This window comes from Shewanella sp. ZOR0012 (genome assembly GCF_000798835.1).
Taxonomy (GTDB): Bacteria; Pseudomonadota; Gammaproteobacteria; order Enterobacterales; family Shewanellaceae; genus Shewanella; species Shewanella xiamenensis.
Genome location: NZ_JTLE01000094.1, coordinates 2,188,607 through 2,203,626, shown reverse-complemented (window position 1 = coordinate 2,203,626; position 15,020 = coordinate 2,188,607). Strand labels below are relative to the sequence as shown.

Annotated in this window: 16 protein-coding genes; 8 read left to right on the top strand and 8 right to left on the bottom strand. The window is 44.6% G+C overall.

All coding sequences use genetic code 11. The annotated features are described in order from the left end of the window. Positions 1–40: 40 nt before the first annotated feature. Positions 41–268: a DUF3389 domain-containing protein gene (locus tag L976_RS11270; protein WP_037425292.1), complete on the bottom strand. Its 228-nt coding sequence runs from the start codon at positions 266–268 to the stop codon at positions 41–43. 336 nt (positions 269–604) lie between these two features. Here L976_RS11270 and L976_RS11265 point away from each other — a divergent pair, with 336 nt between their 5' ends. Further along, the gene (locus L976_RS11265) at positions 605–2,533 is read left to right on the top strand and encodes a M1 family metallopeptidase (RefSeq protein ID WP_047536775.1); all 1,929 of its coding nucleotides are present in this window, start codon (positions 605–607) and stop codon (positions 2,531–2,533) included. Between the two features lie 244 nt (positions 2,534–2,777). Here L976_RS11265 and L976_RS11260 read toward each other — a convergent pair whose 3' ends face one another. After that, positions 2,778–3,266 carry an FKBP-type peptidyl-prolyl cis-trans isomerase gene (locus L976_RS11260; RefSeq protein WP_037425387.1) on the bottom strand — a complete coding sequence of 163 codons (489 nt, stop codon included), beginning with the start codon at positions 3,264–3,266 and terminating at the stop codon, positions 2,778–2,780. 160 nt (positions 3,267–3,426) lie between these two features. Next, positions 3,427–4,701, bottom strand: coding sequence for a lytic murein transglycosylase (locus L976_RS11255; protein ID WP_080612377.1), 1,275 nt, complete (start codon positions 4,699–4,701; stop codon positions 3,427–3,429). Between the two features lie 424 nt (positions 4,702–5,125). On the opposite strand from L976_RS11255, the gene L976_RS11250 reads away from it, so the two are divergent. Both L976_RS11250 and L976_RS11245 read left to right on the top strand, forming a co-directional pair. Then, the gene (locus L976_RS11250) at positions 5,126–5,485 is read left to right on the top strand and encodes a DUF2750 domain-containing protein (protein WP_037425300.1); all 360 of its coding nucleotides are present in this window, start codon (positions 5,126–5,128) and stop codon (positions 5,483–5,485) included. A gap of 51 nt (positions 5,486–5,536) precedes the next feature. Further along, positions 5,537–6,178: a hypothetical protein gene (locus L976_RS11245; protein ID WP_047536771.1), complete on the top strand. Its 642-nt coding sequence runs from the start codon at positions 5,537–5,539 to the stop codon at positions 6,176–6,178. 53 nt (positions 6,179–6,231) lie between these two features. On the opposite strand, the gene L976_RS11240 is transcribed toward L976_RS11245, so the two are convergent. Next, on the bottom strand, positions 6,232–7,176 hold the full coding sequence (locus tag L976_RS11240; protein ID WP_037417686.1) for a chemotaxis protein CheV: 945 nt from the start codon (positions 7,174–7,176) through the stop codon (positions 6,232–6,234). Positions 7,177–7,401: 225 nt separating this feature from the next. After that, a complete protein-coding gene (locus L976_RS11235) occupies positions 7,402–8,016 on the bottom strand; it encodes a class I SAM-dependent methyltransferase (RefSeq protein WP_047536769.1) in 615 nt (204 codons plus the stop codon). Positions 8,017–8,112: 96 nt separating this feature from the next. On the opposite strand from L976_RS11235, the gene L976_RS11230 reads away from it, so the two are divergent. From L976_RS11230 to L976_RS11215, 5 genes are all read left to right on the top strand, one after another. Beyond that, positions 8,113–8,664, top strand: a complete 552-nt coding sequence (locus L976_RS11230) for an LON peptidase substrate-binding domain-containing protein (RefSeq protein WP_037417721.1) — start codon at positions 8,113–8,115, stop codon at positions 8,662–8,664. A gap of 122 nt (positions 8,665–8,786) precedes the next feature. Beyond that, positions 8,787–9,455: a sigma-70 family RNA polymerase sigma factor gene (locus tag L976_RS11225; protein ID WP_047536767.1), complete on the top strand. Its 669-nt coding sequence runs from the start codon at positions 8,787–8,789 to the stop codon at positions 9,453–9,455. After that, positions 9,448–10,140 (top strand): ChrR family anti-sigma-E factor, encoded by a 693-nt coding sequence (locus L976_RS11220; protein WP_047536764.1) that lies wholly within the window; start codon positions 9,448–9,450, stop codon positions 10,138–10,140. Before L976_RS11225 ends, L976_RS11220 begins: the two co-directional genes overlap by 8 nt. A gap of 523 nt (positions 10,141–10,663) precedes the next feature. Continuing rightward, positions 10,664–10,837 carry a hypothetical protein gene (locus L976_RS23265; RefSeq protein ID WP_011072074.1) on the top strand — a complete coding sequence of 58 codons (174 nt, stop codon included), beginning with the start codon at positions 10,664–10,666 and terminating at the stop codon, positions 10,835–10,837. A gap of 270 nt (positions 10,838–11,107) precedes the next feature. Continuing rightward, complete coding sequence (locus L976_RS11215) at positions 11,108–11,368, top strand: hypothetical protein (RefSeq protein ID WP_037425313.1); 261 nt, start codon at positions 11,108–11,110, stop codon at positions 11,366–11,368. Between the two features lie 156 nt (positions 11,369–11,524). On the opposite strand, the gene L976_RS11210 is transcribed toward L976_RS11215, so the two are convergent. The 3 genes from L976_RS11210 to L976_RS11200 form a co-directional block, all read right to left on the bottom strand. After that, positions 11,525–12,997, bottom strand: a complete 1,473-nt coding sequence (locus tag L976_RS11210) for a nicotinate phosphoribosyltransferase (RefSeq protein WP_047536762.1) — start codon at positions 12,995–12,997, stop codon at positions 11,525–11,527. 10 nt (positions 12,998–13,007) lie between these two features. Next, positions 13,008–13,895 (bottom strand): ribose-phosphate diphosphokinase, encoded by an 888-nt coding sequence (gene prs, locus L976_RS11205; protein ID WP_047536760.1) that lies wholly within the window; start codon positions 13,893–13,895, stop codon positions 13,008–13,010. Positions 13,896–14,233: 338 nt separating this feature from the next. Further along, entirely contained in the window at positions 14,234–14,947 is a 714-nt protein-coding gene (locus L976_RS11200) for an NrtR DNA-binding winged helix domain-containing protein (RefSeq protein ID WP_047536759.1), read from the bottom strand. Positions 14,948–15,020: the final 73 nt, after the last annotated feature.

Sequence of the window (15,020 nt, the reverse complement as noted above, 5' to 3'; positions counted from 1 at the left end):
AGGTTAAACGTCAAGCACATTTGGCGATAATCAAGTGTGCTTACAAATAATCAATCCCGAGGAGTGCTTGTAACGCATCGAGCTGTTCCGCGTTATCTAATTTCATGCTCCAACGCACGCCGCCACCATTGGCGATGATCATTGGAGGGTCAAGCCTAAGGCTAATATCTTCGGCACTCGCTTGAAGCACAACATTGGCCACGCTTAATCTGATCTGTACTTCAAACTCTGTTGCTATCAGCTTACCCTGCGAAAAATCCAGTACCATAGTTGTCCTGTTGTAGCTATAAGACATTGTGAACACGCGTCATGATAACAAAGTTATATCGCTGGGGATGTACTTTTACATACCCGATAACCTCTATGTGCCAAGTCGCTTTGCATCCCCCTGCAAGAGTTAAATAGCACACTCTGGCGTGCGTTTTCGTAAAAGAGTAACCTTTCCTCAACATCAACCTCATTCCAAATTAAGTTTGATTACATTTTAGTGTCAGCTAAATAGCCCCAAACCTACAGAGTTCGAGTAAACTCACGCCCCAACGAATACAGTCGCCGCGGCGATCGCGTTTTACACCATACAAGAATCACAACACTGGGTGGTTATATGTTTTTATCCCGTCGTACCCTCATTAGCAGTGCCCTGTTGCTACTGCTGCCATTAGTACAATATGCCAATGCAACCAATAGCTTACCTAATAGTAATATTGCTAGCGTCGCCTCCAGCCAATTTCATACTGCCACCGATGAACTGACCTTTGCCAATTACCAACAAGTAAGTATTCGCCACATTGAACTCGCATTAAATGTGGATTTTGAGCTGCAACAACTTTCGGGCAACGCCATTCTCGAGCTAGATTGGCATAAAGCAGGCAAGATGCTGGTGTTAGATACCCGTGACCTGACGATTAACAGTGTCAGCATGTTAAATGCAAACGGCCAATGGCAATCCGTGCCCTTTAGTTTAGGTGCGACCGATAAGGTCAAAGGCGCAGCGCTCACCATCAATCTGCCTCAAGAGCGAGTCGCTAAGATCAAAGTTAATTACCATACATCCAAGAATCCATCAGGCATTCAATGGCTGACTCCAGAGCAAACCCAAGGTAAGCAATGGCCATTTATGTTTAGCCAGAGCCAAGCCATCCATGCCAGGAGCTGGATCCCGCTGCAAGATACGCCCGCAGTGCGCCAAACCTACAGCGCCACAGTCACAGCCAAGCAAGGCATTAGCGTCGTGATGAGTGCAGACCGAGAGAGCGTGTCTGCAACTCAAACCCAATTCACTATGCCGCAGGCGATTCCTGCTTACTTGATTGCCATTGCCGCAGGACACCTGCAATTTGCCGCCTTAGACGACACCTCAGGCATTTGGGCCGAGCCAGAAGTGCTTGCCAAGGCCAGCAAAGAATTTGCCGATACGCCGGAGATGATCGCCATCGCCGCCAAACGCTACGGCGATTACCGCTGGGGTCGATACGATTTACTGATCCTTCCGCCGAGTTTTCCCTTCGGCGGGATGGAAAATCCGCGATTATCCTTTATTACTCCCACAGTCATCGCGGGAGATAAAAGCTTAGTGAGTTTAATTGCCCACGAGTTGGCCCACTCTTGGTCGGGCAATTTAGTCACTAACGCCACCTGGCGCGATCTCTGGCTCAACGAAGGTTTTACCACTTATGTGGAAAACCGCATTATGGAAGATCTCTATGGCCGCGACCGTGCATTGATGGAGCAAACCATTGGTTACTCTGAACTATTGGCAGAATTAGCCGAGTTACCCGCAGGCGACACCGTACTGCATATTGACTTAGGTGAGCGCGATCCCGACGATGCCTTTAGCGGCGTGCCCTATGTCAAAGGACAATTATTCCTGCGTTTCCTTGAGCAAAAGTTCGGCCGTGAACGCTTCGATAACTTTGTCAAAAGTTACTTTGATCACTTTGCGTTTCAAAGCATTACCACGGAGCAGTTCCGCAATTACCTCACGCAGCAGTTATTGCAAAAATATCCCAATATCGTCAGTGAGTCCGAAGTGGATACTTGGGTTGAGGGACAGGGGTTACCTAGCTTTTTAGTGCCCCCCAACTCACACGCCTTCGATGATATCGATGCCCAGCGCAAAGCATGGTTAGAAGGTCAGCGTGCCGCCAGCGCCCTAAACACTCAGGGCTGGACTGTGCATCAATGGCTACGCTTTATTAATGAAATGCCAAGGCTAAATCTCACTGAGCAACAATTAGCCGAGTTAGATAAGGCCTTTCATTTTACTGGCACCCACAATAATGAAATCGCCTTTGCTTGGTATGCCCTCGCCCTCGATAACGGATACTACAGCGTGTTACCCGCATTAAAACAGCACTTAACTGAGATCGGCCGGCGCAGGCTGATTGTGCCCTTGTACCAAAAACTGGCGAGCAGCGAGCACTATGACTGGGCTAAAGCCGTCTACCTTGCGGCGCGCAGCGGCTACCATCCACAGACTCAAGCCAGTTTAGATATGATGTTTAGCGATACCCCGATTGAACACGAGCATTAACCGCAAGTGAAGATTGATCTGGAGTGTGAAAACTAAGAATTAAGTCAATTCATCGCAGTAAGCGCGGTAAAGAGCGGTTTGAGGTGAATTTACCGTCACGAAATGAGGTTAAAGCAGAATTCAAATAATAACCCAATAAAAAAGCCCAAACTTAGGTTTGGGCTTTGCTTTATCATCGGCAGGTGATTGTATCGCAGCACTTAAAATGCACTAGCAGCGCTATCAAACATCACATTCTGGCCGATTAGTGGTGATGACCACCGACACCATGGGCATGACCGTGGGCGATTTCTTCATCGGTCGCATCTCGGGCGCCAACCACTTCGATATCGAAGGTTAAGTCACGGCCCGCTAATGGATGGTTAACATCCACAGTCGCCATAAATTTACCGACTTTTACGATTGTCACTTGGCGTTGACCGTGGTCAGTATGAACTACCGCCGTCATACCTGGCTTCCACACGCTAGCGCCTAACAGGTGCTTTACCGATACACGTTGCTGCGCCGCTTCACCTTCAATACGTTGACCATAGGTTTCAGTGCATGGCAGCGTCACTGTGAACTTTTCACCAACCGCTTTACCATTAATCGCATTCTCAACACCAGGCATCATGTTGTCATGACCGTGTAAATAAGCGATAGGCTCGCGACCTTCGTTCGTCTCGATCACTTCGCCTTTTTCGTCGCGCAGGGTGTAATTAAACTGCACAACCATATCGTCTTTAATGTTCATCGAATATCCTTTGACTTGCTTCGATTTCAAATGTCGGCCGAGCTTAACAAAACTGGCCTTTGCACTCCACTGTTTTATCCCTACAAAACCACTGCGCCAATGGAGCGCAGTGGTTGCTTCAAGCATTGTCTGCGGGCGATGACCTATAACGAGGCGTCTATCAGAGTGAAATACCTAGGGCAGTAAAGACTTCAGGACTTGGGAAACCATCGGCAATCATATTATTACTGCGTTGGAATGCTTGGATCCCCGCAGTCGAATTGCGGCCTAACACACCATCAGGTTTACCAACATCAAAGCCTGATTCATTCAGTTTGGTTTGTAACTGTTTGATTTGCTCGCGGCTCAAACGTGGCTGCTCGGGCGGCGCGACTTTTAATGGTTCGCCGCCATTAATTCTATCAGCCAAATGGCCCACGGTAATGGCGTAAAACTCCGAGCGATTCCAACGCATAATCACATTGAAGTTTTCATAGCCTAAAAACGCAGGTCCAGTGTGACCTGAAGGCAAATATAGCGCGGCCTTCATATCAATAGCGGGCAAAGACAATCCATTCGTTTGCCGCACAGATTGCGCAGCCCATTGTGACAGAGGCTGCGCCTCTTTAGCCCCAAGATGTTGGTAGCTAAAATTGTTTGGCAATAATACTTCGCGGCCCCAACGCTCGTTACGCTGCCAGCCTAAGTGTTGTAGAAAGTTAGCCGCTGATGTGAGGGCATCCTCTGTGCTATTCCACAGATCCGCTTTACCGTCTCCATCGCCATCGATGGCATATTTAGCATAAGCCGAGGGCATAAATTGAGTATGCCCCATGGCGCCCGCCCAAGAGCCCACCATAGTGCTCTTATCAAAGCCATATTTTTCTTTAAGCTTAAGCGCTTGCATCAGCTCAGTCGTAAAATAATCACTTCGACGAGGCTCACAGGCTAAGGTTGCAAGGGAATCTAAGACGGACATTTTGCCTTTATAAGAACCATAGTTGGTCTCTAGTCCCCAAAAAGACAGAATGTATTGTGGCTGTACGCCGTATTGCTGCGCGAGTTTATCAAGCAATACTCGGTGTTTTTTCAGTAGACGTCGACCTTCATTAACTCGCCAATCCGTTGCCCGTTTGGTGAAATAATTCGTGAAGGTTTGACTAAATTCAGGCTGAGCTTGATCAAGCTCAATCACCTTAGGTACAAACTGTAGGCTTGCCACTGTATTGTTAATCGTCTCTTCAGATAGACCTTCACGTTGCGCGCGCGCCTGAAGGTTTGCAACACACGTAGGAAAGGCGGCCGCATGGCTGGCGATAATCTCGTTCAATTGCACGGCTTGCGCCTGTTCGATAGCAATTTGACTATTATTGTCAAACGTAGCATTAGCGGTCGGCGCGCTAGAACAAGCACTTAAGCTAACACAGGCCGTGATGCTCGCTGCAAGATAGTACATGCCTTTTGCTTTCATCAAATCAATTACTCCTCAATTCAGTGCTAAGGTATGCCTTAGCTGAGCAAGACACGAGTTGGGATCGACTCATGCCAAGAGAGATACGATTTTTAGCCACAAAGCAGTTGCTGGCTTAATTCAAGGATAAACGAGAATGAACAACGGCTAAAAATCCACAAAGGTATTTTCTCCCCCACTGGAAATCCTCCAGATGCGCGTAATTCCGGTTAACCCGATTTACGCCTCTAGAGCGCACATCCTGACCGATAGCGCCCGTCAACACAATGCTCATCACCATAAATACACGGATAAATTCGCTTATTGCTCAGTTAAACAACAGCGAAAAAATCTTAACAAAGAATCCCTTGGTCTATCTAGCCGTTGCCGTATAATGGGTGAGTTAATAGCAACTTCAAAGAGACCTATCATGACTGAAATCAACGCGGCTTTAGCTGGCTTTATCGAAAACGTAAAAGAGCATCAAACACTGTGGGGTTTGATGGATGAAACAGGCGAAGGCTGGGTGGTTTGTGACTCAGGCGAGTTCGAAGACACTGATGTAATGCCTTTGTGGTCAAGCGAAGCGCAGGCAAAATCCCACTGCACCGAAGAATGGAAAGACTACCAAGCCGTTGCGATTAGCCTTGAAGAATTTCTTGAATACTGGGTATTCGATTTAAATGATGATGGCGTGCTCATTGGCGTTGATTGGCAAAGCGATGAAGAATGTTTAGAACTCGATCCTATCGTACTTGCCAAAAATTTAGTTGATGTTGAAGAAGCTTAATTTTCTCAGCGTCATGCTTAACACATCAAGGCCAGAGGAACTCTGGCCTTGATGTTGCCTATTACTTGTATCGATATTCCCTTCGATAAGCGCCACCTTTGCTGGTTTTGTGGTGAACCTTGTAAAGATTTTTTTGAATATCATGCAACGCCGCATGCGCCCCATCCTTCCCTTGCCGTGCCTTGCTGCAGCGAATGCTTAAAACTGGCGAAACAACATCCCTTAACCTCAATTTGGGACTGCCGAATGGCGGTTAAAGATGCCTTAATGGCCCTTTACGCTAAACATTTAGCCATTGGCATTAATTGGACAGAAGTGGAACTCGCCGAGTCTGAGTTTTCCTGCAAAGTGTTTGAAGGCTTTAAAAAAAGTGCTTGGATGATGTATCAAATTGCCCGCGACAGGATCAACTTTCCCGGATGGCCCATTCTGCTTGAAGGCGTTGACCTCGAATGTCAACAAGACAGTACTCAGTTTGAGTTCGATGGCGTAAGCTATTCATCATTGCCTGCTGCCATTCACTACTACAGCAAACAATTTTGCTTAGATTCAGCCTTTTTTGCAGAATTACTTAGGCTCGTTGGTAAACATCGATTTAGCTACGCACTCAGGCTTGCACGTATCCACATTGCCGCGGAGAAAGAAATGAAGCGCCAAGTGTTAGCCGATGTCAAAGCAGAATTAAGCGAGTAGCCACCCAAACTAAAACCTTATGTTTCTAAAGGCAGCCACTCGTTTAGATGAAGTTATTTACCGAGAACTTGTTTTAACCTGTCCTGTACGACTTCGACCAGTAAATCAGGTTGGAATTTAGAAATAAAACGATCACAGCCCACCTTCTCCACCATCGCATTGTTAAAGCTACCGCTCAGCGAAGTATTTAGCGTGATAAATAAGTCCGCCATAGCCTTATCATTACGGACTTCATAGGTCAGTTTGTAACCATCCATTTCAGGCATTTCGGCATCGGTGATCATCATGAGCAGTTCTTTGGCGACATTCTTACCTTCATCGCGCCATTTTTGCAGTAAATGTAACGCCTGCAACCCATCGGAGGCTTCGATAATTTCAATACCCAATTGGCCAAGCGTTTCACGCACTTGCCGCCTTGCAGTCGATGAATCGTCTACAATCAATATTTTCCGGCCGGGCATTTTGTCTAACAAGCTCTCATCTAACACACCTTCAGATAGGCTAATATCGTAATGGACAATTTCAGCCAGCACCTTCTCCACATCGATAATTGAAACCAATTGCGATTGGCCTTGATACTCGATTCGGGTGATTGCGGTAAGATAATTATTCCGACCCGCCGTTTTCGGCGGCGGCATAATATCACTCCACGTCATATTGATAATATGCTCGACTTTACCGACTAAAAATCCCTGCACACTGCGGTTATATTCAGTGATGATCATATTGGCATTATCATCTGGCGGCACAGGTTTGAAACCAATGGCCGAACGCAAATCAATCACCGGAATAGACATCCCCCGAATATTAGCTACACCAGAAATATGCGGATGGCTCCCAGGCATAGCGTTAAGGTGTGGTAGTTTAACGACTTCTTTAACTTTAAAGACGTTAATCGCAAATAGCTGCATCGAATTAATGCGAAACAGCAGCAGTTCAAGCCGATTTTCACCGACGAGATTGGTGCGTTGATCTACCGTTGCCAAGACATTTGCCATAATGCGACTTCTCTACTCTGGGGAGGAAGAACTTCCCTCAGCTGCTAAGGATTAAGCTAAATTATAGCGGCAAACTCGCAATGAGAACCATGTGATATGTCGATTTTATCTAAAAATTACAATCACTCTGATGCGAAAACGGCTCATTTCTCGGGCAAGCAGTTTACAGAACAAACAATCAACCCATGCTCAATTCAATATTCAGCGATATAAAGACCTTAAGGTTTAAGAAAAAACCTTTTGAGCCAGCACCATACCGCTCAAATTAAACAGATTCCTGTCACATACAATCTTAAACCCCGCTTGGCGAAGCATATGCAATAATTGCTGATGGTCAAATCGATTCTGCTGCGGATGCTCAAACAACCGGCGACTCAGTGGATTACAAATCGCGGCACGGTAAAGATCTTCTATCACAAAATACCCGTTCGGCTTTAATACCCTGGCAACCTCAACAATCGCGGATTGCCAGTCAGGAATATGGTGGAACACCGCAAAATTAAACACGATGTCAAACTGTGCATCCTTAAAAGGTAATGCGGTTGCATCGGCAACACTAAAGTCGAGCTGTTCGAGCCCATGGGCTGAAGACCTCCAGCGGGCCTTAGCTGCACTCACCATCTCAGGGTCGAGATCCACCGCGGTAACATGCTCGGCACCAAAATGCTCACGGATCAAATGAATACCATTGCCAAAACCACAACCAATTTCGAGCGCCTGTTGAATATACACAAGCGGTTTAGGCATCATTGAGGTCAATAATGGTGCTTCAATATGGTTTTGCAACCAAAAACGCAGCGGATGCTGAACCAGCTTTTTCTCGAATGGATTTAACTTCATCATATCCCCTTAAATGAGTAGGCTGTTGCTTGAAACACTGATCAAATTCTGATGATGGTACGTAATGATAGAAACTTAAGTTCACCCGAGGCCACTATGAAATTACCTCTTTTTCCATTACCCATCTGTTTATTACCTGAGGGATATACTCAATTACGAATTTTTGAACCTCGATATAAACGTTTGGTGGCTGAATCACTTAAATCAGGCGATGGTTTTGGCCTGTGTATGACCTCAGAGGAAAATAGCACGCTTTATCCAATTGGTACTCTAGTGCATATCATTGACTTTGAGACCTTACCTGATGGCATGTTAGGTGTCAGCATTGAAGGGAAACAACGATTTACTCTCGGCGACATCAATGTGGAGTCCGATGGTTTAAAGCGCGCGCAAATCAGTCTAATCGATAACTGGCCAGCAGCACAGATTCAAAAAAATGAGCGTTATCTCAGTGATATGTTGCAAAATATTCTGAAAGAGTACCCAAAGCACCTACAACAATATCAAGCGGCACAATTTGATGATATTGCATGGGTTTGCCAACGCTGGCTTGAAATTTTACCCATACGTTCAGCGGAAAAGTACACCTGCATTAATGCGCTCGACCACCAGCTCACACTGGATTTACTAAGAACCGTTATAAAATAATTTTCAGTGATCCAATTTCTAGGGCGCTGCGTATTGGTCTGCATGCTTATCGAACATTGACAGCGAAGCAGGATTTGAAGCCATGTTCGAACGGGATTGAACCTTAAATGAAGAGCTCAATAATGGAAAATTTTCAATCACATTCAGCGCAAAATCGCTATGATAGGCAGTTATCGCCCCCTATCGAAATAGCTATGGAAAACGATAACCATAATTTGATTGCCGATGAGCATAAAACGGATGCAGATCCCTTAGTAAGCGCCATCATCAAAGTTGCTAATCAACGGGACAAAGCGGCATTTGGCTATTTGTTCAGTCACTTTATGCCCAAAATTCGGGCATTTGGTCTGCAACGATTAAATCAACAAGGCCTCGCCATGGATTTAGTTCAAGAAACGATGACCATCGTTTGGACTAAATCTCATTTATACAATGCAGATAAAGGTTCTGTCGCAACGTGGGTATTTACCATTATGCGTAACCAATGCTTCGATATGCTTAGACGGGTGCAGCACAACCGTGAAGATGCATTTGGCGATGATATCTGGCCACTGTATGACGCTGCGGTTAGCCAAGATAACAACCCTGACCATAAATTGACCGCCAAGTTACTCGCTCATTTAGATGCCCTGCCCCTTGCTCAACGTCAAGTCGTACAAGGCATTTATATGCAAGAACTCACCCAACAAGAATTGGCTGATGCCTTAAAAGTCCCCATTGGCACCATTAAATCGCGACTCAGATTGGGGTTAGAAAAGCTTAAAAGCTTTTTGGAGACACAACATGATTAAACATCACCCCCATGCAGAATTACTTCAGGCCCATGCACAAGGTCAGCTCCCTTTGTCGATGTCTATCGCTGTTGCTGCACATTGTGCCTTATGTCAAGAATGCCAAACTCAAGTAGCTAAATTGACTGAAGAAGCGGCCAAACTCGCTTTTGTTTCCCCCAGTGATAATGCGGTTCAACACAACGCGTCAAATGAGATTGATGTCGTCGATAACGATCCCTGGCAACAAATGTTATCGAACATTATGGCGCTTCCCGAAAGTACTATGCATGAACCTTACATAGAATCTTCAGTGAGTGTTAACCATAAAAATATCCGCTACGAACTGCCTAGGGTGTTTCGGCAACATATTGCACAGCCATGGCAACAAATTGGTAAAGTCAGTCGGATGCGATTCGACCTAGATGAAAAAAATACTCGCGCCAGTTTATTGCATATTGAAGCGCTAGGTGAAATCCCACAGCATACCCATAAAGGGATTGAGTTGACGTTATTATTGGCGGGCGAATTTTCGGACTCATCAGGTAATTATGTTCCTGGCGACTTTATTATCTTAGATGGTAATACACAGCATTCTCCCACAACTCAAACGGGATGTTTATGTTACACAGTGTTGGACGCACCGCTCTATTTCACTAAGGGATTAAGCAAATTATTAAACCCTATTGGTGAGCTGATTTACTAAAGTCAGTTACGCATCAAATAGTGAAAAATAGCTAAAAATCTAACCCACAAAATAGCAACAAAAGAAACAATATAAAAACATTACTCGCTGAGCAAAAATTACACTTGCCAGCGGGTAATATACTGTTATACTGCACCGCGTTTTGAGAAGTATCTTGTTGTTACCCTTTTTATATCAGTTTGACTTGTATCAAACTTGATCCTCACAAAGAAAGCCTACTACAAGTAAGTCCTGCAAAAATAATGGGTTAATGATTTTCAACATTAACTCAAAAAAATGAACTCTTTAATTCGGCCAATGTCATAGTACTGTCACTTGACTATGTTTAACTGGTCTAATTGGGATATTCCATTGACACAATCGCTGATTTGCATTAGTTATCAATACAGCATCTCTTGATTAATCATGGTGGAATGGGTAACCTCAAGACTCATTAGTATCATCTTTCGCAATTATGCTAAGGATATTTTATCGTTATTACTTGCTCACCTAAGGGTGAATTTAATTAAAAGGAGTGTGGCCTATGTCATACAAAATTAACGGACATGAAATCACAGTGAACTTCCCTGTAGATTCAATTTCAGTCAACAAAACTTCAATTGCTTTTACCGATAGACAAGGTAAAAACAGACAGACGTTTTCAAAACGTACCGAAGCCTTAAACTTTATGAAATGGCTTTTGTCGTCAAATAAATAAGTCTGAATTAAGTACTCATCGAGTACACATAATGGCATGTTGGTTTATTCGGTCCCATTTTCCTCGCCATACCGAAATCAACTCGCCTTTATCGATAGCCAAATATCACGATTTGCTATCCCTTCACGTCGATATGACGAACTCGTTTGGTTCAGCCAGTATCTAGCTCACATGGATACACGCTGAACCAAATGTGTATTAATCTAGATCAATTCTATCAATTTTCGCTTCTGCTAATATGTTCACACTTTCTGACTGTGAAGTATTTTTATGTCAAAACCGAATACCAAAACCGCTATGCAACAGCTTATCGCTCAAATCCAGCAAACAATTCCGCTGAATTTAGATGAAGCACAAATGTGCCAAGGCGAATGTTTAGGTTGTTCGAAAAAAATGCTTGAAATGCTCGATGCAGAAATCCGCTATTGGCAATATTCCGATGCGGTACCCAGCCTAAAAGATTTAAAAAACCTCGAAAACATTGGCCGTCGCACCTATAAAATTCTTAAACGAAACCAGCTAGTCTCTTAGCCTTTTGTTCTCACCGTTTTATTATGTGACTAGCGCATTTAGCGATAACAGCCGTCATGACAGCCAGTATGATTTAAGTTGACTGGCAAGCGTATTCACATAAAAACCGCATTGCCAGCCTATTTTCTATCTCACTGTCGATAGGGATTTACATTGTTAACAACGAGATGCTGCCAATCTTGCGCGAATATCTGCCAAAGAATATTCAGTTAATAATTCACCATCGGCAAATACGGGGACAAATTCGCAATGGTTAACATCTTGCCAGCTCGCTTGATCTTTAAGATAAAATTGACCTTGCGCATCTTTAAATACCGCCACTAATCCCTTAGCGGATTTTTTAGTGCCATCATCGGTTTTAGGATCTTTAAATATTTCTCTGTCTTTACCATCCACTTTCGCAAAGGTCGCTTTCACCGCGTAACCGTCAGTATCTCGGGTCACGTGTTGATAGGTAAAACTGCCAATTCCAAACACAATATTGGTTGATGCAAAACCTTTGGCCTTCAAACCAGCACAAATGGCTTCAGCCCGTTCAATGGTGATTGAGTCGCCATAAATCAGTCCGACATGGCTATCGAGTAATTTGTAACCTTTGGCAGTTGTGCTGCCCCCAAAGACATCCCACAAACACTCGATAGCGCCTTTATACTCAGGGCTTCCCACAGCTGCTTGTGGATCGCCACAAATGATCTTCACCGGACAACCCGTATCAGGCCTAAACACCACTTTGCCCTCACGGGCAAGAATGCGGTCTTTTAAGGCAACGGTGAACTCTGTCATCACCTGCCAAAAATCCCAAGAATCAGAAACGATACTGACAATGCCGCTAGGATAAATATCTTCAATCAGACGGCGGAACGTCTCTAATTCATTCTCCATACCACCCGCACACATCACACTGTGCTCCGTTGCGGCCACACTGCCGCCAACGAGTTCCTTATCACTGTCTGCAAGATAATATTGTTCGAGAAAATCAATCGCGGGAATAGTATCTGTGCCCGTAAAACTGAGTAGATGGGCGGCGCCGCTCATTACCGCAGCCTCTGCACCATACATGCCGCGGAAACTAAAATCATGGCCCTGCCAATCAACAAAACCTATGTTGCCATCGGTTTCTAGCGCGTAAGTCTCAAATATTTTGCGGTATTGCAGCGCGGTAGTGGCGCTAGTACACATTCCCCACACATTCGCGGAAAGAATGGTTTCGAGATAATTAGTCAACCAAAAGAACCGCTCATCGGTATTGTACAAAACCAAGCAAGGCACTTTTAAGGGATATACTGAACCTTCCGGCAATGCCATGATTTTAATGGGTAAATAGCCTAAATCATGTAACGCCTCAATATGCTGAGTACCGACATTATTTGGCCCAAGATAGTTATTAATGCGGCGGGAGAATTGGCGAATCACTTGCTCTTTGGGCTGTTGAAAGAAATCACGGTTCCAACTGTCAATTAAGTAATGCTTGATAAAATATTGCAGACCAAAAAATACCATCTGCTCAGTATAACCACGACGGGATTTACGGGCGGTCAAGTTACTAAAAATCACTTGAGTATTATCAGGATATTGACGACGGTGGTCGACTTTGTAGCCATCAATGGCGGTAACGGGATTCAAGTACATCATATTTTCCTTAATGATTCATAAAACGCAAAACAGCATGGCAATGACAGAACTCGCTCGAAATATGTGTGGGGACACCTAAACTATCGGTACAAAATAATCTGTCTATGCCCGCCTCACGCAGAGCTGATTCGCTGGCCTTATCTTCATAATGTGACACGATCAAAATGACGCTTTGGGCCCCTTTTTGCTTTAACTTGATGGCAAGTTCGATAAAGGTTCTGCCACCAGCACAAATATCATCGACGATTAAGCAGGTTTTACCCGATAAATCATCACAAAACACTTCAGTAGCGATAATATGACCATTGACCACATCACGATGTTTATCGGCCCTGATCACCGGCATTCCCTGTAACGCCTTAGCTAAGCCGAATACTTTCTTATTCGCCCCCGCATCAGGCGAAACTAACACTAGATCACCGGTCAATTGAGCTGCAATCGCGGCGACAAAGCTGTGGTTGTCAATAACTTGCACTCGGTCTAATAATGCCGCGGTGACATCGCTGTGCGGGTCAAAAATACTGACTGAAGCATATTGCTGCTGATTAATCAGGCTGGCATAGACTTTTACCGATAAGGCCTCGCCCACATTACAGACTCTATCTTGGCGGGCGCCCGGCATATAAGGCAGTAACAGATCGATCTGCTCTGCACCGCTGCGGCGTAATGCATCAGTTAACAATAAGAGTTGCATGATGGATTGATCGCCACGATAACCGAAAAAAACTGTGACGCGTTTCGCTGGAGGAACCCGCAGTTGAACATGATTCTCCCCCGCACCAAATTGAAATAAACGGTAATTAGCCTCATCGCTAGCGGCGGGAAGTCGATAAAAATCAGCTTGCTGATGTGGTGAGTTAACTGTGCCTTGATGCATTTGAATACCTAGAGACATATTCACCTCCTGTCTGTGCAAGATCGCTGTGATATACAGCAATCTTGTTGTCTGCAAGTAATAGTGTCTTATAGACACTAATATGTAAAGTTGATTTTTAGACTATTTTTTATCGGATAATACTAAGGAATATACCTAAATTGCATATATTGTCCTTAAGACACTAAGTGCAATTTAGCTATGATAATGGGGAAATGGATATCGAAAAGTAAAGAATGGACGTATTACGACAACATCGACGGCTACATAAACCCTGATAACTCAAGCTAACTGTATGTACCGTATAATCTGTCACTATTATTGCTATGGGCAACCACTTTAAGCGGCAAACACTTTGACTAACATTCTAGATTTCTTAAGAATCGATACGATGCCGTATCCGACTTCAAACGGTATAAATTGGCTGGACGGCCACGTTCAGTACGTTTTAAGCCCGTATCAATCAATAAATCGGCCTGCTCAACCCGTCGACGGAACGATTTACCTTGGATAGGCTTACCCAGTAATACTTCATGCACATGTTGCAGCTCTGGCAAGGTAAAAGGTTCAGCCAGCGCAAAGCCTGGCACTAAAGAATATAAGGCTTTCTGAGTTAAACGTTCCCGCGCTTGCTCAATTAATTGCAGATGATCAAACGCCAAGGGCATCTGTAACACATCCTCTAATGGCCACCACTTAACATCACTCACTGAATCAATCTGGGTTTCGCAGGCTTGATAACTCATCAACGCGGTATAACACACGGTCACCGACCAGCCTCTCACGTCGCGGTGACTATTACCGACAGTGCAAAGCTGCTCAATATAAGGTGGCACTACCGCCGTTTTTTCCTGCAATTTGCGTAACGCCGCTTCCTCTAGGGATTGATCGGAATGTTCATCGATAAATCCTCCGGGTAATCCCCAAAAACCTAAAAAGGGATGATTTGAGCGTTGTACTAAGAGTACTTTAAGTTGCTGATCATGATAGGTAAATAATACGGCATCAACCGTCAGTAGCTGAGCCTTAAAAGCCTTAGGATCGTAATTGGCGAGATATTCCGCTTCAGTCATGAGTATTTTCCATCGTTTGACGTCGTAAGCTTAACTTAGAGATTACGTCGCTTCAAACATATTATGTCTTAGC

Coding starts and splice junctions, on each gene's coding strand:
- L976_RS11270 (WP_037425292.1), bottom strand. CDS start 268: ATGGTACTGGATTTTTCGCAGGGTAAGCTGATAGCAACAGAGTTTGAA.
- L976_RS11265 (WP_047536775.1), top strand. CDS start 605: ATGTTTTTATCCCGTCGTACCCTCATTAGCAGTGCCCTGTTGCTACTG.
- L976_RS11260 (WP_037425387.1), bottom strand. CDS start 3,266: ATGAACATTAAAGACGATATGGTTGTGCAGTTTAATTACACCCTGCGC.
- L976_RS11255 (WP_080612377.1), bottom strand. CDS start 4,701: ATGTACTATCTTGCAGCGAGCATCACGGCCTGTGTTAGCTTAAGTGCT.
- L976_RS11250 (WP_037425300.1), top strand. CDS start 5,126: ATGACTGAAATCAACGCGGCTTTAGCTGGCTTTATCGAAAACGTAAAA.
- L976_RS11245 (WP_047536771.1), top strand. CDS start 5,537: ATGTTGCCTATTACTTGTATCGATATTCCCTTCGATAAGCGCCACCTT.
- L976_RS11240 (WP_037417686.1), bottom strand. CDS start 7,176: ATGGCAAATGTCTTGGCAACGGTAGATCAACGCACCAATCTCGTCGGT.
- L976_RS11235 (WP_047536769.1), bottom strand. CDS start 8,016: ATGAAGTTAAATCCATTCGAGAAAAAGCTGGTTCAGCATCCGCTGCGT.
- L976_RS11230 (WP_037417721.1), top strand. CDS start 8,113: ATGAAATTACCTCTTTTTCCATTACCCATCTGTTTATTACCTGAGGGA.
- L976_RS11225 (WP_047536767.1), top strand. CDS start 8,787: ATGGAAAATTTTCAATCACATTCAGCGCAAAATCGCTATGATAGGCAG.
- L976_RS11220 (WP_047536764.1), top strand. CDS start 9,448: ATGATTAAACATCACCCCCATGCAGAATTACTTCAGGCCCATGCACAA.
- L976_RS23265 (WP_011072074.1), top strand. CDS start 10,664: ATGTCATACAAAATTAACGGACATGAAATCACAGTGAACTTCCCTGTA.
- L976_RS11215 (WP_037425313.1), top strand. CDS start 11,108: ATGTCAAAACCGAATACCAAAACCGCTATGCAACAGCTTATCGCTCAA.
- L976_RS11210 (WP_047536762.1), bottom strand. CDS start 12,997: ATGTACTTGAATCCCGTTACCGCCATTGATGGCTACAAAGTCGACCAC.
- prs (WP_047536760.1), bottom strand. CDS start 13,895: ATGTCTCTAGGTATTCAAATGCATCAAGGCACAGTTAACTCACCACAT.
- L976_RS11200 (WP_047536759.1), bottom strand. CDS start 14,947: ATGACTGAAGCGGAATATCTCGCCAATTACGATCCTAAGGCTTTTAAG.